19 protein-coding genes are annotated in these 22993 nt (G+C 31.4%); 10 read left to right on the forward strand and 9 right to left on the reverse strand.

Annotation, left to right across the window (positions count from 1 at the left end; translation table 11 throughout):
* The first annotated feature begins 215 nt into the window (after positions 1-215).
* Positions 216-2084 (forward strand): mucoidy inhibitor MuiA family protein, encoded by a 1869-nt coding sequence (locus Q0921_RS03860; RefSeq protein WP_299253544.1) that lies wholly within the window; start codon positions 216-218, stop codon positions 2082-2084.
* A gap of 69 nt (positions 2085-2153) precedes the next feature.
* Here Q0921_RS03860 and Q0921_RS03865 read toward each other — a convergent pair whose 3' ends face one another.
* The 9 genes from Q0921_RS03865 to Q0921_RS03905 form a co-directional block, all read right to left on the reverse strand.
* On the reverse strand, positions 2154-2546 hold the full coding sequence (locus Q0921_RS03865; protein ID WP_299253547.1) for a hypothetical protein: 393 nt from the start codon (positions 2544-2546) through the stop codon (positions 2154-2156).
* Between the two features lie 310 nt (positions 2547-2856).
* Positions 2857-3018, reverse strand: a complete 162-nt coding sequence (locus Q0921_RS03870) for a hypothetical protein (RefSeq protein WP_299253550.1) — start codon at positions 3016-3018, stop codon at positions 2857-2859.
* Between the two features lie 123 nt (positions 3019-3141).
* Complete coding sequence (locus tag Q0921_RS03875) at positions 3142-4569, reverse strand: aminotransferase class I/II-fold pyridoxal phosphate-dependent enzyme (RefSeq protein ID WP_299253553.1); 1428 nt, start codon at positions 4567-4569, stop codon at positions 3142-3144.
* Positions 4570-4777: 208 nt separating this feature from the next.
* Positions 4778-5758 (reverse strand): NAD(P)-dependent oxidoreductase, encoded by a 981-nt coding sequence (locus tag Q0921_RS03880; protein ID WP_299253556.1) that lies wholly within the window; start codon positions 5756-5758, stop codon positions 4778-4780.
* A gap of 6 nt (positions 5759-5764) precedes the next feature.
* Entirely contained in the window at positions 5765-6652 is an 888-nt protein-coding gene (locus tag Q0921_RS03885; RefSeq protein WP_299253558.1) for a hypothetical protein, read from the reverse strand.
* 90 nt (positions 6653-6742) lie between these two features.
* Positions 6743-7498: a 2OG-Fe dioxygenase family protein gene (locus Q0921_RS03890; protein ID WP_299253560.1), complete on the reverse strand. Its 756-nt coding sequence runs from the start codon at positions 7496-7498 to the stop codon at positions 6743-6745.
* A 919-nt stretch (positions 7499-8417) separates the two neighbouring features.
* Complete coding sequence (locus Q0921_RS03895) at positions 8418-9734, reverse strand: dicarboxylate/amino acid:cation symporter (RefSeq protein ID WP_299253563.1); 1317 nt, start codon at positions 9732-9734, stop codon at positions 8418-8420.
* A gap of 107 nt (positions 9735-9841) precedes the next feature.
* Entirely contained in the window at positions 9842-10906 is a 1065-nt protein-coding gene (aroC, locus tag Q0921_RS03900; protein WP_299253566.1) for a chorismate synthase, read from the reverse strand.
* 145 nt (positions 10907-11051) lie between these two features.
* Positions 11052-12212 (reverse strand): aminotransferase class I/II-fold pyridoxal phosphate-dependent enzyme, encoded by a 1161-nt coding sequence (locus tag Q0921_RS03905; RefSeq protein ID WP_299253569.1) that lies wholly within the window; start codon positions 12210-12212, stop codon positions 11052-11054.
* A gap of 159 nt (positions 12213-12371) precedes the next feature.
* On the opposite strand from Q0921_RS03905, the gene Q0921_RS03910 reads away from it, so the two are divergent.
* The 9 genes from Q0921_RS03910 to Q0921_RS03950 all read left to right on the forward strand — a co-directional run bounded on the left by Q0921_RS03910 (position 12372) and on the right by Q0921_RS03950 (position 22951).
* A complete protein-coding gene (locus Q0921_RS03910; RefSeq protein ID WP_299253571.1) occupies positions 12372-14672 on the forward strand; it encodes a type IA DNA topoisomerase in 2301 nt (766 codons plus the stop codon).
* Positions 14673-14880: 208 nt separating this feature from the next.
* Entirely contained in the window at positions 14881-15762 is an 882-nt protein-coding gene (locus tag Q0921_RS03915) for an AraC family transcriptional regulator (RefSeq protein ID WP_299253574.1), read from the forward strand.
* An 83-nt stretch (positions 15763-15845) separates the two neighbouring features.
* Positions 15846-16493 (forward strand): peroxiredoxin-like family protein, encoded by a 648-nt coding sequence (locus Q0921_RS03920; protein ID WP_299253577.1) that lies wholly within the window; start codon positions 15846-15848, stop codon positions 16491-16493.
* Between the two features lie 9 nt (positions 16494-16502).
* Positions 16503-16892 carry a DoxX family protein gene (locus Q0921_RS03925; protein ID WP_299253580.1) on the forward strand — a complete coding sequence of 130 codons (390 nt, stop codon included), beginning with the start codon at positions 16503-16505 and terminating at the stop codon, positions 16890-16892.
* 4 nt (positions 16893-16896) lie between these two features.
* Positions 16897-17283: a hypothetical protein gene (locus Q0921_RS03930; RefSeq protein WP_299253583.1), complete on the forward strand. Its 387-nt coding sequence runs from the start codon at positions 16897-16899 to the stop codon at positions 17281-17283.
* A gap of 139 nt (positions 17284-17422) precedes the next feature.
* Complete coding sequence (locus Q0921_RS03935) at positions 17423-17866, forward strand: hypothetical protein (RefSeq protein ID WP_299253586.1); 444 nt, start codon at positions 17423-17425, stop codon at positions 17864-17866.
* A 308-nt stretch (positions 17867-18174) separates the two neighbouring features.
* Positions 18175-21372 carry an AsmA-like C-terminal region-containing protein gene (locus tag Q0921_RS03940; RefSeq protein ID WP_299253589.1) on the forward strand — a complete coding sequence of 1066 codons (3198 nt, stop codon included), beginning with the start codon at positions 18175-18177 and terminating at the stop codon, positions 21370-21372.
* A gap of 207 nt (positions 21373-21579) precedes the next feature.
* Positions 21580-22098: a hypothetical protein gene (locus tag Q0921_RS03945; protein WP_299253592.1), complete on the forward strand. Its 519-nt coding sequence runs from the start codon at positions 21580-21582 to the stop codon at positions 22096-22098.
* Between the two features lie 79 nt (positions 22099-22177).
* Positions 22178-22951 (forward strand): hypothetical protein, encoded by a 774-nt coding sequence (locus Q0921_RS03950; RefSeq protein ID WP_299253595.1) that lies wholly within the window; start codon positions 22178-22180, stop codon positions 22949-22951.
* Positions 22952-22993: the final 42 nt, after the last annotated feature.

Raw genomic sequence — 22993 nt, forward strand, 5'->3', positions numbered from 1 at the left:
CTTATCTAGCACACAAATTAAGGGGACTTTAGCTAGAAATCATATAGGGGTTTTCCCCCTTTTTCTTTATTTATAAGGTATTCACAGGCTTTTTAAGCTGTAAACTAAGTCTTTATATAGATTTACTCAATCAAAAAGCTACTTCACTCAATATGAGTTTATTTTTATATGCTATGGTTATATTTTCGTTCAAAATCCAAAAACAACACATAATCATGAGATCCTTTACCTTACTTATACTACTCTTGCCTACTATCATTTTTAGTAATAATGATAAAAAAGTGTCCTCTACCATTAAAGAAGTAACCGTTTATGTATCAGGAGCAAGAATTCAAAGAACCGCCTTAGCAGAAGTGCTTCCAGGAGTAAATGAAATTATATTTTATGACCTTTCTAATAAAATTGATGAAAATAGTATTCAAATTTCAGGTCTAAAAAACGCTTCTATCTTATCCATAAATTATGGAATAAATTATTTAGAAAAGAAGAAGAATTCGAAGGAGTTAGAATTATTAGAACATCAACTAGAATTATTATTATTAAAGAAAAGCAAATTAGAAAACCTACTCTCAGGACTGAATCAGGAAAAGAAGATATTGGAAAATAATCAACATATAGGTAGCGATCAAACAGCGCTTTCATTAGACAAAGTAAAAGAAATATCTACCTATTACCGAGAAAGATCAGTAGCTATACAAAATGAGGCATACGACATCAATTTGCAAAAAAATAAATTAAATGATGATATTAGAGATATAATGAATCAAATTGATAAACTTAGTGATCATACTAAAGAAGAACGAGGAGAAATAAAAGTAAAAATAGATGTACCTTCTTCTACAAATCTTGTATTAATGCTAAGGTATAATGTAACCGATGCAGGATGGTTTCCTTTGTATGACATCAAATCAGAAAATACCGAAACTCCTCTTAAAATAACTTACAAAGCTAATGTATATCAAAAAACCGGTACCGATTGGAATAATACAAAAGTCATCTTATCTACAGGTGATCCTAACACTAATAACATAAAGCCAGATCTTACAACCAGATATTTAAACTTTAGTTATGGTAGTTATCAAAGAAGAAGTGCTGTAAATAGATATTCCTCCACCTATAATCCTAATATAAAAACAGTGAGCGGTATTGTAACGGATGAAAAAGGGCTTCCGCTTCCTGGTGTTAACGTAGTAGAAAAAGGATTCAATAACGGCGCCATAACAGATTTTGATGGCAAGTATACAATTACCATCCAACAAGGAAAACAATTAGTATTTTCATACCTTGGTTATACTACAGAAGAAATAACGATAGGAAGTTCTATCGTCAATATAAGTCTAGAAGAAGATAATAGTACCTTAGATGAAGTAGTTGTAGTAGGTTATGGAACTTCATCAGGATATAGGAGAGCATCACGTAGTAAATCGAAAAGAAAAAAAGAAACCTATAATGTTACTGTAGCGTCCAAAGAAGAAGGAATTACGAATACTCGATTTGTGATCAAAAAGAAATATACTATCAAATCCAATAGTGATATCACTACTATAGAAATTGACAATTTCGATATGAATGCTGATTACAGTTATTATGTAGCTCCAGAACTCAATGAAAATGTATTTTTAACTGCCAAATTAGGAAATTGGGAACAATTTGATCTATTGGCAGGAGAAGCCAATATATATTTTGAAGGTAGTTATGCCGGTAAGACCAATATTGATCCACAAGCAACAACAGATAGTTTGATGATCTCATTAGGAACTGATCCTAACATTGTAGTAAAAAGAGAACCGCTAAAAAAATTTAAAAGCAAATCTTTTTACGGTAGTAATCGAATTGTAGATCTTGGATATACGATACAGTTAAAAAACAATAAACAAAGTACAATTCATTTGATTCTCGAAGATCGAATTCCTATTTCTCAAAATAAAGACATCAAAGTGGATAATATAGAAACTAATGATGGTAATTACGATCCGAAAACAGGAATTATGAAATGGAAACTAACAGTAAAACCAAAAGTACAATTAGAAAAACAATTTTCTTATCAACTAAAATATCCAAAAAACAAAAGAGTTAATTTATAACACTCTTGTTTATGAATACTTGTGCCGTTTTTAATTTATATAAAAACGGCACAAGTATTTTAAGTAGTATTATCGTTCAAAACGAAATATAAATCCGTCAATAGCACTTTCTGTTACAGTAAATACGGTGTTTTCTAAGTTTAATCTACCATAATTTACTTCATTAACAATAAGGATGTCAGCATCCGCTGGAGCAGAAACACTATATGTGTATGTCCCCGATACCAATAATGTGTTTGCAGAGGTGGTTGTGCTACTATTAACAATAGTAACCATCCCTGTAGTCTCATTAAAATCCCAAACAACAATTCCTTTAGCTATATCTTCATCCAATCCGGTTATACCTCCTGATATATTTACAAGATTCCAAGTTCCTTGAAGTGTTGGTTGAGCATTATTATCATCGTCATTACTACAACTAAAAAGTACAATGGAGAGCAATAAAATACATAAGCGTTTCATATGATATAATTTAAAAGTTAATTCTCTTAATAGATGGTACACCTCTATATTGGTTGCGTCTAAAAATGAGTGACTAAATTAATTACCTACCAAACTAAATCTTGAATTCGTCTCTAAACTGTTGATTAACTGTAAAACTATTAGATGTAGCATTAAATGTTCCTAAATTGATTTAATTAACAACTAGTTCATCAATATCTGAAGTTGTAACAATAGAATACATATCTATTCCAGAAGGAAAACCATCATACACAACAGTGATCGTACTATTATTGGTAACGGTTACCATATTAGTAGATTCATTAAAATCCTAAATAATTGTTCCTCTCTCAAAATCCTGATCTATTCCAGTAAATCCACCAGTAACATTAACCAGATTCCACTCTCCTTGTAGACTTACGCTTGGATTATGAACATCATTACTACAACTAATAAATACGAGTGAAATCAGTAAAAAATATAAATTCCTCATCTGTTTATGTATAAAATCACTAAACATACTAATAGATGAAGTTAATCAAAATCCGTTGTGCTGTAAAATGCTAATTATATAACAAGAAATATATAATAAAATCTAAAAGGTCCTAACGAGTCCCTATTTAAAAGAGTCAGCGATTCTTTGGATCTCATCTAAAAGCGCTATAAAATCCTCTTTTTCTGTTAATGGATTCATTATGGAAGTCCTTAGGTAACGATTCTCTCCTACCATTGTTTGTACTATATAAAATTTTCCTAATAAGATCAACTCCTCACGTATTCGTGAATTAAATGAGTTTATTACTTCTGAAGAAACATCATTATATCTAAAGTTTACAATATTAGCTTCTGGGTCTATGAGTAATTCAAATTTGGCTCTTTCTTTAATAAGTTTAGCAAATACTTTCCCAAGATCATATAATCGATCCATGTTCTTTTCGAAAATATCTTCACCGTACATCTTAATGATTGAATACACCTTTAGTGACATCATTAATTTAGTACACTCAAAAGTTCTTTTCCCAGAATTATACCATTCCCTAGAATGTTGAGAGTCCCAAAGATATTGAGCCTTTTGCTCAAAAGTCTTATAAGAATCTTCACCGTTTTTAAAAATTAACGCAGTATTTAAAGCGGGGGTTAATAACATTTTATGAAAATCAATCGCAACCGAATCTGCTTTATCAATTCCCTTTGCTAGATATTTATATTTCTCTGAAAAAATAACTCCACCTCCATGAGCTCCATCTATATGAAACCATAAATTATTGTCTTCTGCAAAAGTAGCTAACATTTCTAAATCGTCATAGGATCCCGTAGAAGTTGAAGAAGCGCATCCAACAACTGCTATGACAGCTAAACCCTTACTTTTTGCATTTTCTAAATACGCTGCTAGTAAAGAAGTATCTATTTTATAAAATTCATTAGAAGGAACCTTTATAATTCCATCCGCACCAAATCCTAGTATTCTTGCTGCACGATCAATACAATAATGTGCTTCTTCAGAAACCAAAACCGCTAATTTCTCCTTATGACCTTCTTCCCATACCATTCCAGGTGCTTTTGCTTTTCTTGCAGCTAATAGTGCCGTTAGATTTGCTAACGTTCCTCCAGAAGTAAGAAAACCTGCTGCATCAGATTCATATCCAATTTTTTTTGCTACAAAATCGGTAACAATTCTTTCTAAGGCATTAGATGCCATGCCCATTTCATAAACTCCAGTACCATTACTCAACACATCAGTCACTAATCCTGAAAGACTACTGATTACTGAAGGTACTGCTACCTGATGCCCCATATACCTTGGATGGTGCACATGAATAGATCGATCTAGAACCTTTTTATAAAAGTCCATGATATTAGAATCAGAAGACATATCATCTTTCCAATAAGCCAATTCTTTTTCTGGATCCTGATATGTAAGCACAGCCTGTTCTTTTTGTGATTGTGTTTGATCAAGATGATCCGCAAGCATATCAACCAACTGATGGCCAATTTCTCTAAAATCCGATGGGCTATATAGTTTCGATAACTCTGTTTCGTTCATAGTATGCAATCTTATTACAGCAATTAATTTTATAAATAAGTTTAAAAAAGATAAACTAATGTATAGTAAATTATGGAATAAATTAAACCCGAAACTTACATGTTTCGGGTTAGTATAATATATGAATATTTCCTTTAGTTTTATGAGGTATCAAAAACACAAACATATTTCTGAGACATAACGAGTTTAAACTTATATATAATATCCTTTATACTACCTCATGCTCTTCTTTAAGTAATGGTTGGTGAACAACATATTTAGGGTTTCTGTCTAACAAAGAAGTCAGCGCATTTTCTGAAGCTTTATAGCGTTGCTCTATTTCACTCTGTATAGAATTATAAGATGAGTGTGGATTAATAACTAAACGACCACTCACCCATGATTCATGGTTTTTCCACGCCTGTATTAATGAATCGTCTAATGGAGGCTCCTGAGGCAATACATCTAAACAGGCCATATTTAACTTATTTGATTTTAAACCTCTTTCTATAACGCTAAGATCTTTTACAAGATTTCCTCTTGCTGTATTTACTAATGAAGCTCCGGATTTCATTTGATCAATAAAAACATCATCGACCATACCCAAGGTTTCTGAATTAGAAGGACAATGCAAAGAAACTATATCACAACTCCCTAGTAGTTCCTCTAATGAATTCATTCTTTTTGTTTCAAATACCTTAGCCACCCCATAACTAGCATAAGGATCATAAAAACATGTCTGATATCCCAAGTATTTTGCTTTTTTCAATGTTAGAGAACCAATTCTTCCGACACCTACAAAACCAATTAAAGTTTCACTGTTTCTTGAAATATTTTTATTTACATTCTCTTGCCATCCATTAGTATAAAACCTACTAACAGCATCATATCTTGTAATTTCTCTGCTGCAGTTAAGAATCATTGCTAAAGCCGTATCACTAACTTCATCAGTACAATAATCGGGATTATTACATACTGTTATACCTTTTCGTAAGCAAGCTTGAACATCTATTTTATCATACCCTACACCATACCGTATCACAGTATGCACATTAGGAAATTGCTCTAAATATTCTTCTGTAATATTTTGATGCCATACTAATAACACTTCGATATGATCATTTGGGTTATCTGTTAGATACTCAGCTAATACTTGTTCTTCTATTGTTGGATTTTTAATTCTATCCGTTATATACACATTACCTATCATCTTATACTAATTTGTTATTCTTAAAAATTTAATATTTTGAAATAGTCTAAAACTAGAAATCAAATAAAGAAATAGTACTACTATTACCGCCACTCCCACTCTTAAACCTAAAATAATTAGCAAATTAGCATTAAAGAGTCCAAACAAAAGAGTTTCTTCAATAAGGCCATGTGCTAACATTAAAAAAGTTAATAAGTAAATTTTATGCTTTTTATCTACCTTGGACATATCTTTCAATAAGATTCCTGCACCATAGGTAACCCCTAATAAACCTCCTACCAACAAACTAGACATGTAAGTATGTTTATCAAGAAAACTAGCTATAGGCTTCCATTTTCTTAAAAGTTCAAAAACTATAATCAACACAGTGACTAACAAAATGATCTTAAAAGTTAAAATAAAACTATTTTTAATTGATAAAATAATCATAGATAAAAAATCAGAATCTACATTAGTTACCGCTAGACTATTAGTAATCGTATGCAATTCTGCTGGAGCAATAACAGATACTAATGCTGCACATCCTAATGCTGCTGCTAATCTTGATACTGCATGGGTAATGATTGGAAATCCAACTTTTTTTAGAACAGCTACTTCTAAAGGAATCGAATGACAAATTGCCAAGAACGTTCCAACTACTGTCCATTCGAATCCAGTTAGCCCCAAACTTGCTGCCACTGCTATACCTGCATAAAGGTTAAAGAAAAAACCCGCAGCAAATACTAAGGCCACTCCAGCTTGTAGATTTAACAAGTCTGATATCGGTTCAAATAAAAAGGAAACATGGTCTATAATACCTAAATAATTAAGTATATCTACCCCAATAGCAAAAGGAACTACCAATTTAACAATCATCCAGGATGATGACAACGCCTTACTTAATGCTTCTTTCATATAAAAAATTATTAATATTTAGTGAGATATTATCATTAGAAAACTCTAATAATCATCTCAATTAATTTACATAAACAACTTTATGAATCTTTACGATGATATGTTATAATCAATGATTAACATATCTCGATACCCTTCTTTTTCCGAAAAAGAATAAATAGGTGACACATCATGCTTCACGTATTCGTCACAAACAACTATAGTGTCTAAAAATTCGCAAAGTTGTTTATGTACAATTGGGGTTTCTTCCAAATCATATAATCCAGAAATTCCACCTGCAATATTATTACGAGCTATCAAATGTTGTGAAACATATTTATGTCCATCCTGATGAATTCCTTCAGGGGTTGGCAAACCTAAAGCTCCATAAAATGCTTTAATACGCATTTGATGTACATTGATATTTATTTTTTGCGGCACCTTTACACTAGCCAAAGGTAGATTATCAATTACTTGTTGTATCAAACATGATAGTATTGGTAATTTTAAAAATTCATCTTCTGCTGGTGCAAATACCCTTTCTACATCACCTACAAATTTATTGATTGATTTACTTTGTACAAACGCCATATTCCCATTGTCAATCTTTAGTTCTTTTGTTACTGGATCAAAAGAAAGATAACCAATCCTACGATATCTATATTTTCCCCCATCTGGCATATATGGATCAAGTTCTAAATTATTCCAGAAATCTTTAAAATTTCTAATATCACTCTGGGTACTATTGCTTTTCTGTGTAATATCGCTACCAGCAAGCAAGGCGTGATAATTAGTAGCTAATTCCTTAGCGAAATCAACATTTGGCTGTTGTTTTTCTAAAACCTGTGTTTTTTCTGCGTTATTCATTGATCTAAGCTTTAATTGATTAATACTCAAAACTACATATTTATCAATATCAGAAATGAAACCAAGTAATTAAATATAGGTTATCAAATATAGGGAAAAAACCCCTTTTTTAACAAATACATAATACAACAATTCTACTATTTTCTTAGCAAACAACTATTAATTGATTATATAAAAGAATACTCATAATGTTCTAAAAAAACAGGTGCCAAAACAACTAAAAGAAAGAAAACTACAAACAAAAAAGTATATTTATGAAATTAAGTCCCTTAAAACAAACCTTCATGACTCCCTATGTAAAATATATACAAAGAGGTATCAATTAAAAATGAACCACCCGAGGGATTCCGATTCAATAACAAAACATAGGTTTTATAAAACTACTAATAAGAAATAAAATGTAAATTAAATATATGTATTAAGTAAAGGTATCATTATCAGAAAAACGCCAAATATTATTCTTGTGCTACCTATTTCTTTAAAAAAGAAATAGGTATACTAAAAAACTAATTTTTAGTGTACCTATAAAAAAAAACAGTAGCTATATTATCTAAAATTACGATTATACAAGTTGTACTTTGAAATTATTATTAAAGAAAATTAGTTGTTTTTTTGTCACTGCGAAGAATAAAAACTCAGTGTAGCAGCGCTAAGGTTGGTTTTTATTCTGAAACAGAGACGGAATAGAGTATTTTATTACGGTAATTACAAAGTGTAAATGGTGTTACAACTATAGAAATCATTAGCTACATAGCGCATCTATCTTAACGTATCAGGGAAAATCCTATATAAAAAGGTAAAACCTTCTGTGATATACCTAGAAAAATGATTTTTGATTAACCTACTCCTTTTTATTATTATGAAAGAGGGATTCCAATCTATACGGTAATGATAATACCGAAAAAAAAGAGACAAATATTTATTGATTGTCATCCCAATTTTTCACCTTAGGATCTCCTAATTTCCCAACAGATTTTGCTACAATCATAGCTACTGTGGCATCTCCTGTTACATTAATAGTAGTACGCAGCATATCTAAAGGTCTATCTACTGCAAAAATTAATGCCAGTGCTATTGGTAGTTTATCAGATGGAAATCCGACTGCTTCTAAAACAATTACTAACATTACCATACCCGTACCAGGAACAGCTGCTGCTCCTATAGAGGCTAAAATAGCTGTAAAAACAATAGTTAATTGATTAGAAAAAAACAATCCTTCTGGCCATAAAACTTGCATAATAAAAACAGATGCTATCGCCTGATATAAACTAGTGCCATCCATATTAATCGTTGCTCCTAGCGGAAGTACGAAACTAGATACTTCTTTATCTACACCGATATGCTCTTCTACACGCTCCATCGTTACAGGTAGTGTTGCCGCACTAGAACTCGTAGAAAATGCCAATAATTGAGCTGGACTTATTTGTTTTAAAAACCAAAATGCTGATTTCTTAGTATATAATGATACAGCAATACAATAAAAAATAATCATCAAAAATAATCCAAACATAACTACTCCTGCATATTTTAATAAAGCTAGCAAAATAGAAGGATCATCGGATGAAACAATTACATTAGCTAACAATCCAAAAACAGCATATGGTGCGGTTAACATAATCAAATCAACCATCTTCAGCACTATTTCATTTAGAGAATCAAAAAAATTCTTTAATGGTTTGGCTTGTTCCGGTTTAACCAATAACATACATATTCCTAAAAAAATAGCAAAAAATATAACTTGTAGCATTTGCCTATTATCACTCATTGCCTTAATACCATTCGATGGAACCATATCTACTAAAAAAGATAACGGCCCTTTATCCTTGTGTTCTACCGCTGTCTGAATGCGCGTGGAGATGGTACTATTACCTGCATATTCCTGAGTAAGTTTCTCTACAGTTTCTGGAGTAATCCCTGATCCTGGTTTAAAAATATTAACAACTACTAATCCTATAGTAATAGCAATTACAGTAGTAGTTATATAAATTATAATGGTTCTACCTCCTATTAATTTAAACTTAGAAATATCTTTTAGATCGGAAATTCCTTTTATTAAAGAAGCCAAAACTAACGGTACCGCTATCAATTTCAGAAGGTTTACAAAAATACTCCCAAAAGGTTTTACCCAATCCATGACTAGCTCTTTTCCCCAAGAAAACTGAGTCATTAAAAATCCGAATAATATACCAGCGATCATTCCGATCATTATTTGCCAATGCAATGCAAGCTTCTTCATGTGAATTATCTAATTTTTTGAATACAAAAAGTCGAAGATATAAATTAAAAACAAAAAAACGGTAACCTTACTAAGATTACCGCACTATTAACTAAATTTTCAATTATCTATTTCTTGATCGTTCGGTTCATTAACCAATAATCTACTAAAACTAGGGCTGCCATGGCTTCTACAATGGGAACAGCTCTTGGCACTACACAAGGATCATGTCTTCCTTTACCCTGCATATTTACAATATTTCCATCTTTATCGATCGTTTCTTGATCTTGCATAATAGTAGCCACAGGTTTAAAGGCTACATTAAAGTAGATATCCATTCCGTTAGAAATACCTCCTTGTATTCCACCAGAAAGATTAGTTTTGGTCGTTCCATCTGCATTAAATAAATCATTATGCTGACTACCTTTTAGTTCTGCTCCAGCAAAACCACTTCCATATTCAAAACCTTTTACCGCATTGATCGATAACATTGCTTTTCCTAATTCTGCGTGTAATTTATCAAAAACAGGTTCACCTAATCCAACCGGAACACCAGAAATTGCACAACTTACTACTCCTCCTACGGTATCTCCTTCTTTCCTAATCTGTTTGATATATTGTTCCATCTCTGTCGCTTTCTCCGTATCTGGACAACGAACAATATTACTTTCTGTTAATGAGAAATCAAGTTCTGTATGGGGTTTATCTAATTTAATAGCTCCTACACCACTTACATATGCATTAAATGTTAGTTCAGAAAGCACTTGTTTTGCAATAGCGCCAGCTACTACTCTACTTGCTGTTTCTCTGGCAGATGAGCGTCCACCTCCGCGATAATCCCTAATTCCATATTTCTGATCATACGTATAATCAGCATGTGACGGTCGATAAGAGTCTTTTATATGAGAATAATCTTTTGATTTCTGATTGGCATTTTTAATAACAAAACCTATAGGAGTACCTGTTGTCTCTCCTTCAAAAATTCCTGAATAAAATTCTACAGTATCCGGTTCTTTACGTTGAGTAACTATAACTGATTGTCCAGGTTTACGACGATCTAATTCAGCTTGTATAGCTTCTAAATCTAATTGCACACCAGATGGGCATCCATCTATAATTCCACCAATTGCAACTCCATGTGATTCTCCAAAAGTGGTTACCTTAAATAGGTTTCCAAATGTATTTCCTGCCATTAAAAAACAATTTTCAACAAATGTACTTGTTAATCTTTAAAAACATGCTAGTAATTTGACAGAAAAACCATCCTTTATTTCCTAAAAATTACAACTCTTTCAGATTTCAAACTCTTTTTTTACACTATGATTATTTTGAACTTATTTAGGGGTTTAACCAATTCATTTCTCCTACAACTTTTAAGAATATTTTCATTTGTTCTAAAGTACCAATACTAATCCTTACCCAAGTAGGATAATGTTTTCCTCCACCAGGAACAATTGCAAACCCAAATGGTTTTAATTCGGATCTAAAACGTTTAGCATCTTTTACATCCATAAGTATAAAATTAGTATTGCTTTTTAGGTATTTAATTTCGAATGTATCCAACCTTTTTTCTACAAAAGCTCTTACTTCAGAGTTCTTTTTTCGATATGTATCGATATAAGTGGTGTCCTCTAGAGCCGTCATAGCAGCTACTACTCCCGGATTACTAATTAAACCTCCAAAATTATAAAATTCGTGATTAAGCAATGTTATCGTTTCTGATGATCCCATTGCATATCCTACACGTAAACCTGCTAAACCATACGCCTTAGAAAAAGTTCGTATGATTAAAACATTAAATTTATCTCTTAATAATTTTATAGTATCTAATTTGTCTGATGGATTCATTAATTCTATATACGCCTCATCTATTGCTACCGTACAGCTTGGTGAAGCAACTTCTTTACAAAAGGCTTCTAATTGAGTAGCAGGTAACGCTTTTCCCGTTGGGTTATTAGGGTTACAGATATATACCAGTTTTGTATCCTTAGTAACTGCCTTTTTTGTAGCTTGTAAATCAATATTCATAGCTTGGTTAAGCAGTATTCTTTTTACTTTATGATCAAATATTCTATCTGCAAAACCTGCTGTGACATTAAACGTAGTTGCTGGAACTATAATACTGTTTTGTTCTTTGCCAAAGGTCCTAGTGAGCATACATAATATCTCAAACGAACCATGTCCTAAAATCACCTGATCTTCTTTAATATTATTACGCTTCGCAATCATTTTTTTTAAATTGTCTGTATCATATGTATTAAAAGAGGCATATCTATTAACTCGATTAGTATTTTCAATAATAGCATCTAATACTTTTTTGGAAGGTCCATAAGGGTTTTCATTAGAGAATAATCTAAGATTCTCTTTATCTAGAGAAAGTTCTAAAATATCATCCTCGAATAAAGAAGCTCCGTATGTTATAGGCGTTACTGCGCTTGCTACAGCAACGGCACTTCCTAATTGTAAAAATTTTCTTCTATTAAATCCTACTGTATCCATATCTATATAAGGTTTTATACAAAATTGACTGATATCTAGTAATTTTCCTATCAAGATCGTGATCTTGGTAAACTAAAACGTGATATACTCCATAACCATAGTTATATTTTTTATTTTAAATTCCTTAATTTTCGCCCCGATACTAAAAGAGGATTATTCATGAAGGTTTGTATAGCCGAAAAACCAAGTGTTGCACGAGAAATAGCTGCCGTTCTGGGTGCTAACACAAAACGTGATGGGTATTACGAAGGAAACGGATATGCGGTTACCTATACCTTTGGGCACTTATGTACTTTATATGAGCCAAATGACTATAAACCATATTGGAAAAGTTGGGATCTGAATAATCTGCCTATGCTTCCAGAGAAATTTAAAACCAAAGTTGTAGATAATCAAGGGATTCAAAAACAATTTAATATTGTAAAATCTTTGTTTGACAAAGCTAGTTTGATAATCAATTGCGGGGATGCAGGACAAGAAGGAGAATTAATACAACGATGGGTGATTCATCAAGCTGGATATACTGGAGAAATACAACGTTTATGGATTTCATCCTTAACTACTGAAGCCATAAAAGAAGGGTTCAATAATTTAAGACCTTCTGAACAATATGACAATTTATATTATGCTGGCTTCTCTAGAGCAATTGGTGATTGGTTATTAGGCATGAATGCTACCAGATTATACACGGTAAAACATGGAGGCTACAAACAAGTATTATCTATAGGAAGAGTACAAACACCAAGTTTGGCAATGGTAGTTAATCGATATAAAGAGGTCTCAAACTTTAAACCACAACCCTACTGGGAACTACAGACATTATATAGAGATACCTTATTTAGTTATGAAGAAGGGCGTTTCTTAAAAAAAGAAGATGGTGAATTATTAGCTAACAAGGTAAAAGAAAGTGATTTTGAGATTGTTTCTATTACTAAAAAAGACGGAAAAGAATATGCTCCTAAGTTATTCGATCTTACTGGGTTGCAAGTATATTGTAATACGAAGTTTGGGTTTTCTGCAGATGAAACATTAAAGATTGTTCAGAAATTATATGAACAGAAAGTAGTAACCTATCCTAGAGTAGACACCACTTTTTTACCTAATGATGTATATCCCAAAGTTTCTGGTATTCTAGAAAAACTAACAGCTTATAATTCACTTACCAAACCTTTATTAGGTAAGAAAATTAAGAAATCTACTAAAGTTTTTAATGACAAAAAAGTAACAGATCACCACGCGATTATTCCTACTGGAGAACAAATGAATCTACAATACAATCAAAAACAGGTGTATGATATTATTGTAAAACGTTTTATAGCTGTTTTCTATGACGATTGTAAGGTTGCAAATACTACTGTTATTGGAAAAGCAGATGCAGTTTCGTTTAAGACTACAGGTAAGGTAATTTTAGAAAAAGGATGGCGCGTTGTTTTTGAAAATCCTAATACTCCCAGTAAAAAAGAAACCGGAATTCTTCCTGATTTTACAAAAGGAGAAAAAGGCCCTCATGAGCCTTCTTTTCTAGAAAAGGAAACCAAACCCCCTAAACAATTTACAGAAGCGACCTTATTAAGAGCCATGGAAACAGCAGGAAAGCAGGTCGATGATGATGAAATGAGAGAATTGATGAAAGAAAATGGAATTGGAAGACCTTCTACTCGAGCAAATATTATTGAAACATTATTTAAACGTAAATACATAGAGCGAAACAAAAAGCAAATTCTACCCACAAGTACTGGAGTTCAACTTATTGACACTATTCAAAACAAACTTTTGACTTCTGCGGAGCTAACCGGAAGATGGGAAAAGCAACTTAAGGAAATTGAGAAAGGAACTTTTAATGCTGGTGCATTTATACAGAATATGAAACAGATGGTAGATCATTTAGTATACGAAGTAAGAACTGAAAAAGTAAGAGCCAATATATCTCATACTACAAATCAAAAACAAAAAAAAGTAACTAAAAAGACTTCAGGAATCACTACAGAGCCATGTCCAAAATGTAACAAAGGAAAAATTCTAAAAGGAAAGTCTGCATATGGATGTAGTACCTTTAAAAATGGATGCGATTTTCAATTACCCTTTAATTATTTAGGCAAGAAAATATCCGAAAAACAATATATTCGATTACTCAAAAAAGGATGTACGGTTAATCTAAAGGGTTTCAAAACCGATACTGGTTCTGCAGAAGGGTTATTGCGTTTTGATACTAATTTTAAAATACTTTTAGAGCCAAAGAAAGCTACTCCTACTCGAACATCCGATAAAAAAACCGATCAAATGTCTTGTCCTAAATGTAATCTTGGATATATCCTAAAGGGTAAGACAGCTTATGGATGTAGTGAATTCAAAAATGGTTGTAATTTTAGATGCTCTTTTGAAACGGTTAGAAATAAAGCAATTGGACAGGTTATGTCTAAAGAATTGGTATATTCAATTTTAAAAAGTGATAGCCATTGAAAAATATTTATGTTACTCAAAACGGTTTACTTGATTCTTTTATAATTAGGGAATTACCTATTTATTTAATAAAAAAATCATAACCGTAGAATTAAACGTTTGTTATAAGTTTGTAAACGTTTAAAGATAAACCAAAGATAGATGTATAGTTATATTTTTTAATTATATAGAGTTCTTTTAGCCATTTAAAAATAACATTGATTGATTAATGCATAATAATATAGAGAATATTATTTTTTCACGTTTTGTAGAACAGGATATTCCCTTTGAATTTATATCTATTAAAGAATTATACAGACGATGTAAAGAAAGTAATTATGATCTATCCAATCCGCATAGAATCAAATTTAGTGCCTTAATACTTATTACAGAAGGCGAGAGTTTTCATACTATTGATTTTAAAAAGGAAATTTTATCTCCAGGAGTAATTTTACCTCTAACAAAAGACCAAATTCATTCGTTTAACAAAGACCTTATAGTTAAAGGGTTTGTTATTTCTTTTGAAGAAAACTTTATCACCGAAAATATAAGTGAAAAGAATCTATTCCATTTTCTTCATATTTATCACACCCCAAGTATTTTGATAGGAAATGAAAATATGGCAAACTTAACTCCCCTTTTACAACTTCTTGAAAATTTACATTTAGAATCCAATAATATAATGAAAGCAGAAATAATCAACTCAGTTTTTATTGCTTTGTTATTTCAAATTAAACGCCTTTCTATTTATCAGCATAAAACATTCGAAAGCCAGAGATTCAAAGATTTTATTAAGTTTAAACAATTGATTACGGAATTTTATCACCAAAGCCATAATGCAAAGGATTATGCGAAAAAATTATCGGTGTCTTATAAGTATTTAAATGACATTTGTAAGCAGATTGGTAATAAAACAGCAAAGGCTTTTTTAGATAGTTGGATACTACTTGAAGCCAAACGAAATATTTCGGAAAATAAATACACTTCCCAAGAAATTGCCTACAAAATGGGATTTAAAGAACCTTCAAATTTTATTCGGTTTTTTAAAAAATTCACGGATCTTACCCCTAATCAGTTTCAAAAAAAATTAGACAAAACCACACTCGGTTAGATATTGACTATTTGTTTGCAAACATAGATTATCAAGTTTCCATTGTTTGACAAGATATTTGTACCCATAAAATTTGGTGCAATATGACATTACAAGAACAACTAAGACAAATGCGGAATGCTACAATGGAAAGGATGCCGCAATCAATAATTAAAGTGTTTACTGATAGTATTAATGACATTAGTAAAAATCAGTTAAAGGAAAATGCGCTTAAGATAGGAGACTATGTTCCAGACATGAATCTTCAAAATATCAATAGAGACAATTCATTACTAAGTGATTTAATAGGACAGGAATTCCTAATTCTAAATTTTTACAGAGGTGGTTGGTGTCCCTACTGCAATATGGAATTGCGAGAATATGAAAGATTACGTAAAACCTTCAATGAATTGGATACGGACATCATAGGAATTAGCGCAGAAATACCAGAACTAGTAAATCAAACCATCGATAAAAATGCGCTTTCGTTTCCTGTCTTAACAGATGTTAATGCAGAATTGATGAAAGCAATTGGTATCGTTTTTAAATTAGATGAAGCATCCAAAAAGGAATTCGAAAATTTCGGAATGGATTTCACTAAAATTCATAAGAACAATAATTTTGAGCTACCAGTTCCTGCGGTATATGTTATTAATAAAAAAATGGAAGTCGTATTCGTTCATTTTGAGGAGGATTACATGACACGTCTTGAACCCACAGAACTTATAAGTTTTTTTAAAAAAAATCGTTAAAAATAAAATATGAAAAAGAATAAAATTATTTATTGGATTACAACTGGACTTTTATGTCTCCTATTTTTTGCTGGAGCAATGATGTATATTTTTAATTACCCAAGAGCTGAAGGTTTTTTTATTAGTCTTGGTTTTTCTACCTGGATTATATACCCGCTAGCATTCCTTAAAATTTCTGGAATAATTGCCATACTAACAAAAAAGTCTAATTTTTTAAAGGAACTCGCTTATGCTGGTTTCTTATTTGATGCTATTTTAGCTTTGGTAGCTCATATCATGGTGAATGATGGAGAATATGCTCCAGCTATTGTTTCTGTCCTCCTACTTATTATTTCCTGGATTTATGATAGGAAAGTATTCGGTAATTATAAGCAAAATCTTAATATTTCTAAAATCTAATAGAATGACACAACAATCTAAAATAGGGATTAAAGAAACAATGGATAGCCTGATTAAAACGGCTACGAACTTTGATCTAGATAAACTAGAATCTATATATCACAATGATATGAAAATCATTATGATTGATGCTAATGGGCAAAAAATGATCTCTAATAAACAAATGTTTAAAGATTTATTCCAATCTAAACGAGATAATGGCGATGTTCCTTTGAATACGTGGGCAGAATTTAACCATATAGAACATAATGGAAATAAAGGTCATGTGATTTTAAAACGAAAAGTTAATTTAACTGGAGTAGAACAAAAAATAGCGCTGAGTATTGATTTAATTTGGGAAGAAAACCGTTGGCAAGTTATTAGGGAAGTAATTTTCACTGAATTTGAATGATAAGTTAATTTCATAATAACTGCCTATAACAAAGTATAAAAGCAATAGCGGTTCGGGTAAAACCTGAACCGTTTTTGGATTATAATAAATATCTTACGATCCGAAAGTTAAGTGTATTTAACCCACTACTGAATTTATAATGAACGCTGTAACCCTTATAAAAAAATTGTTCCTGATCATATTAATTGTTTTGGTTTATTCTTGTAAACCAAGAATAAAGAACAATCCAGAAACTTTGGAAAAAATTTTTAGTATGGTAGATTTTGATATTGAAATTCAGAATTGGGGTTGTTTTGGAGGAAGTGAGGAATACTTCACTGTGAGAATAAAGGATAATAAATATCATTTAACATCAAAAAGAACAGGAAAAAGTCACTTAGTATTACAAGTTAAAATGGACTCCCTAAAAAATTATTTAAAGTCTAAAATTGGTAAAAAAGAATATGGAGGTTGTACTTCAAGTCAATATATAAGAATTGGTACTCTTTTTAATTCTGTTGATTATCAGCATAGCTTTTGTAGTGGAATCGAGTCAACTATTATAAATGACTTATTGAATTATTACGAATTGATTTCCGAATAGGAAAATGACACGTAAAATATGTGCTATTACAATGGCTTTAATTAATACGGGGTTTAGCACTTGACTCAAGGTCGAAAGTTTTAAATTAATTTTGATCTACTATTTAAACTTAAAAATAGAGCATAGCACTATACTTTGAAGTTATTTCAAGAAGTAGTAGATATATCATAACATAATTAGCGTTAAAATATCTAGTCAATAAGCACAGTTGACTTAAAAACTAAATCGTATTCTAAAAATAAGATTTTTCCATACGAATTCGTTATTTTTAAGGTCTAGTACCTTTTCTAACTCTAAAGACATCTACTTTGAAAAGTAAAAAATTCTGGAAACGAATTTTATTAGTACTAATTTTGGTACCAATTTTAGTAATAGGAAGCCTAATACTATATATTCAGAGCAACCAATCTGAAATTATTAAAGGAGAGATCACAAAATTAAATAAAGAACACAAAGGTCTTATTAGTGTTAGTGAAAGTGAATTATCCATTTTTAGCAACTTTCCATACATCTCTATAAAAGTATATGATGTGCGAATTTTGGAAACTAAAGAAAATAATGCCCCTATTATAATGGATGTAAAAGATATCTACATAGGTTTTAACCTATGGGATATGGTAAAAGGAAATTACGATATTCAGTCTTTAGTAATAGAAGAAGGCGTTTTTAATATTGTGATTCATGAGAATAATACAACAAATATTCAAAACTCCTTAGCCAGCACTTCTGAAACAGAAACACCTTCCACCAATATTCATCTCAAAAAAATCAAATTTAAAAGTCTAGATATCCACACCTTAGACGAAGCTACGAATACAGATGTCGAAAAATTCATATATGCCGGTACAGGTGGTTTTAGTCAAAAAGATAGTGTCATCGCTGGACATATAGATACTCATTTTGAATTAAATGTGATCAAAGATGGCGATACCACCTTTATCCATAATAAACATTTTGAGGTTCATACAGACTTGGTGTTTAATGAAAATACTGGTATTCTTGACATACAACCTTCTGGTATTTCCATGGAAAATGGCGATTTTGAGTTAGAAGGATCTATAGATACTAAAAATGATGTAGATCTTGACCTTTCTATAAAAGGAACAAAGCCCAATTTTGATATGCTGATTGCTTTTGCTCCAACAGATGTCATACCCGTATTAGAGAAATACAAAAATGCTGGTGAAATTTATTTTAACGCGAGTATACAAGGACCTGCTAATAAAGGAAATAGACCTTTTATAAACGCCAATTTTGGAGCTGGAAAGGCTTTTTTAGAAAATACTAAAAAAGCAAAAAAAATTGATAATATGGGTTTCAATGGTCATTTTACTAATGGAAAAAATAGAGATGTCAGTACCATGGAATTTTCTCTAACTGATATGACTGCTTCTTTGGAAAAAGGAGAGTTTGAAGGGTCCATTTTTGTGAAAAATTTTGAATCCCCAGAAGTGGATATGAAAATAAACTCGAATTTCAATCTTGATTTTATTACGGACTTTTTTGAACTAGCGCAAGTACAGGATGCCTCCGGAGAAGTTTCGTTGAAAATGAATTTTCATGATATTATCGATCTTGACGAACCGGAAAAGGCGTTGCAAAAACTCAATCAGGCATACTTTACAGAATTGATTGTAAAAGACCTGAGTTTAGTCGCTAAACAACTTCCAGTTCCCTTGCACGACCTGAATGTCCATTTAGTAATGAATGGTAAAGAAGCTACTCTGAACCAATTTGAGCTGTTAATGGGAAAATCTGATATATCGATACGTGGTTTTCTTTCAGACTTACCTGCAGTTGTACATCATACGAGCATCCCAGTAGAAGCTCATTTAGATATTGTCTCCAAGTATTTAGATATTGCGGAATTAACAGGCTTTTCAAAGCAAGACACTACCCAAACTGGTTTCGATGAACAAATAAAAGAGCTAAGCTTGGGACTTTCCTTTAAAGCTTCTGCCAAGGATTTCACAGAATCTAAGTATCTCCCGAAAGGTGAATTTTTTATCGATAGTTTATACGCAGACCTTAAACATTATCCGCATAAACTACACGATTTTCATGCCGATGTACTAATAGATGACAAAGACTTAAAAATAGTAGATTTCACGGGGTTTATCGATGATAGTGATTTTCACGTTGACGGGCTCATACACGAGTATGCTTTCTGGATGCAACCTGAACTTAACGGAGATGTAGATTTAGATATCAATCTTACCTCTAATAAGTTAAGATTGGAAGATGTCTTTTCATATAAGGGAGAGAATTATGTTCCAAAAGAGTACCGACATGAAACTTTTGATGATTTAGCATTGCACATTGGCTCTAGTATGCACTATAAGGATTCTGCATTACATTCCATTGATCTTGCTTTAGATAAGTTAGATGCAAAAATGAAATTACATCCGCTTCGCTTTGATAATTTTAGAGGAAATATACATTACGAAGAAGAACACTTGGTGATAAAAGATTTTCATGGTGAAATAGGAACTACCAATTTTAATTTCGATTTAAACTATTATTTGGGAGAAGATCCACAAATAAAGAAAAGAGATAATTATTTAGAATTAAAGGCTAATTATATCGATTTTGATGCACTTTTCAAGTTCGATTTAAGTCCACCAAAACCGACAGAAGTGGTAGTTTCACAAATTGCGGATGTAAAGGAACATGCTGATGCCTTCAATCTGTATGAATTACCATTTACTGATATGCAATTTAAGGTAGATATCACTCACTTTATATATCATAGAATAGATCTTCAGAATATAAAAGCAGCTATACGAACAACACCCAATCATTATATGTATATAGATACATTAGCTATGGATGCTGCAGGAGGAAATATTCGATTAACTGGCTATTTTAATGGTAGCGATCCAAAACATATTTATATGCAACCAGATTTGGTTATGAATAATGTGGATTTGGATAAATTGCTGTTCAAATTCGAAAACTTTGGGCAAGACCATCTCGTTTCAGAAAATTTACAAGGAAAGCTTACCTCTAGAATTAAAGGTAAGATTAGAGTATACCCAGATATGGTTCCTGATCTCGACCAATCTACTATAGAAATGGACGTAAAAGTACTAAATGGTAGATTAAAAAATTACGATCCAATGTTAGCACTTTCGGATTATATGGGAGATAAAAACCTCCAGAACATTCGGTTTGACACCTTACAGAATAGCTTAGATATAAAGAAAGGAAAGATTACTATTCCCGCTATGAGAATCGAATCTACATTAGGTCATATGGAATTGTCGGGGACGCATGATAATAATCAAAATATCGATTATTATGTACGTATTCCTTGGGAAACTGTTCGAAAAGCTTCTTGGAAAAAATTATTTGGAAAGAAGAAAGATACTATTATTAGTGAAGAGCAAGAAGATGAAATTGTAGAAGTAGATCCTAACGAAAAAATAAAATATCTCAACCTAAAGATAAAAGGAAGCATAGATGACTATAAAGTTTCATTAGGTAAGAAAAAAGAAAAACAATAGTAGATTTCCATCATTTTACTGGAGATTGAACTCTTGATATAGTTAAAAACTGTTCTGCGAAGTTTCTGCCAAATACACACATACATAACTTCGCTATTATTTATCCAATTAAACGACAAGGTATTTAACTTAGTACCAAACCGAAACGTATTGCTTATAATCTGCTTTAAGTTTCTTTTAAAAGAACGTTACCTGAAACCTAAAAAAATGATTAATAAATTATTATCAACATTCTCAATTATCTTTTTTTTATTCTTAGTAAGTTGTAAAGAGAATAAGATAATTAAAGTAGATCAAGTAACAAGTTCAGAAATCGATATTGAAAACGAAAAAAAAGCTATTTTAGAAACCCTTAATAACGAGACTAAGGCTGCTTTTCAAAGAAACTACAAGGACTGGAAAAATAAATGGGTACATGACCCTGATATCAGCAAAACCTACATTGACTTTGTAGATAATACTTTTTCTGAGTCTATAGGCTGGAATGAAATAAATCAATTTGTTAAAACATTTATTGAAGAACATCCGGAACCTGAGCCAATACCTAAATTGTTAGACAAAATTGATGTAAGGCTCTATGGAAAAGGAGCTTGGGTTACATATGAACAACAGGACTCAATACGTGGACTAAAACGCGAAACGAGGCTTATGGAAAAAGTAAATGGAGAATGGAAAATTGCCGGGATGCAGACAACCATTTACGGATTCAAAACTGATGAAAAGTAAAGAAACATATTGCTAATACAATCTTTATGAACTAAAACGTATCTTTCACTAAAGGTTAATAACAACTACTCATAAAAAAATGGCTAAGTTTATTTTGACAATATTCGTATTAATGAACTTTGGATGTATTGGACAGAATAATGAGGGAGCTTCAAATACTTCTGACAATAATACAACCCCAGTTATTAATATAACTAAAAACGATTTTATAAAGACTCTTAATGAATTAAAACCAGAAAGTGATTCTTCTAAAGATTATAGACTGGTAAAAAGTCAAATCAAGAATGTACAACTCAAACTAAATAATAAAGAACTATCAATCGACTCAATATCGAACGTCTTTAAATATTCTTTGATTTATAGAATAATTACTTTTTGGGAAGGAACCGAATGGTCGTTTGAAGGGCATACATCAATCCCGAAGAGAGGAAAAATTGCCTGTGGATATTTTGTTTCAACCACATTAAGAGATATTGGAATAAATTTAAACAGGTATAAATTAGCACAACAATCTCCAATAAATGAAGCAAAAAGTTTAGCCTTAAACACTAAAGTAATTGAAATAGCTGAAGATTCTAATGAAGAAAATATTATAAAAATTAATAATAGCCTGAAAAATGGAATTCATTTCATTGGATTTGATTCTAGTCACGTTGGATACATTTTTAAGGACAATGGACAATTATATTTGATTCATTCAAACTATATTAACCGTAAAGGAGTAGAAATCGAAAAAATTCAAAATTCTCTTGTTTTTGCCTCATACAATAAGTTTTATCTCGCAGAAATTAGTACTAACGAGGAATTTTTGAAAAGTTGGATTACAGGAAAAGAAATTCTAGTAGTGTATTAAAATTATTAGAATGAACTACGCTTATCTTTAAGTATATAAACT

It is taken from the genome of uncultured Aquimarina sp. (genome assembly GCF_947496855.1).
Lineage (GTDB): Bacteria > Bacteroidota > Bacteroidia > Flavobacteriales > Flavobacteriaceae > Aquimarina.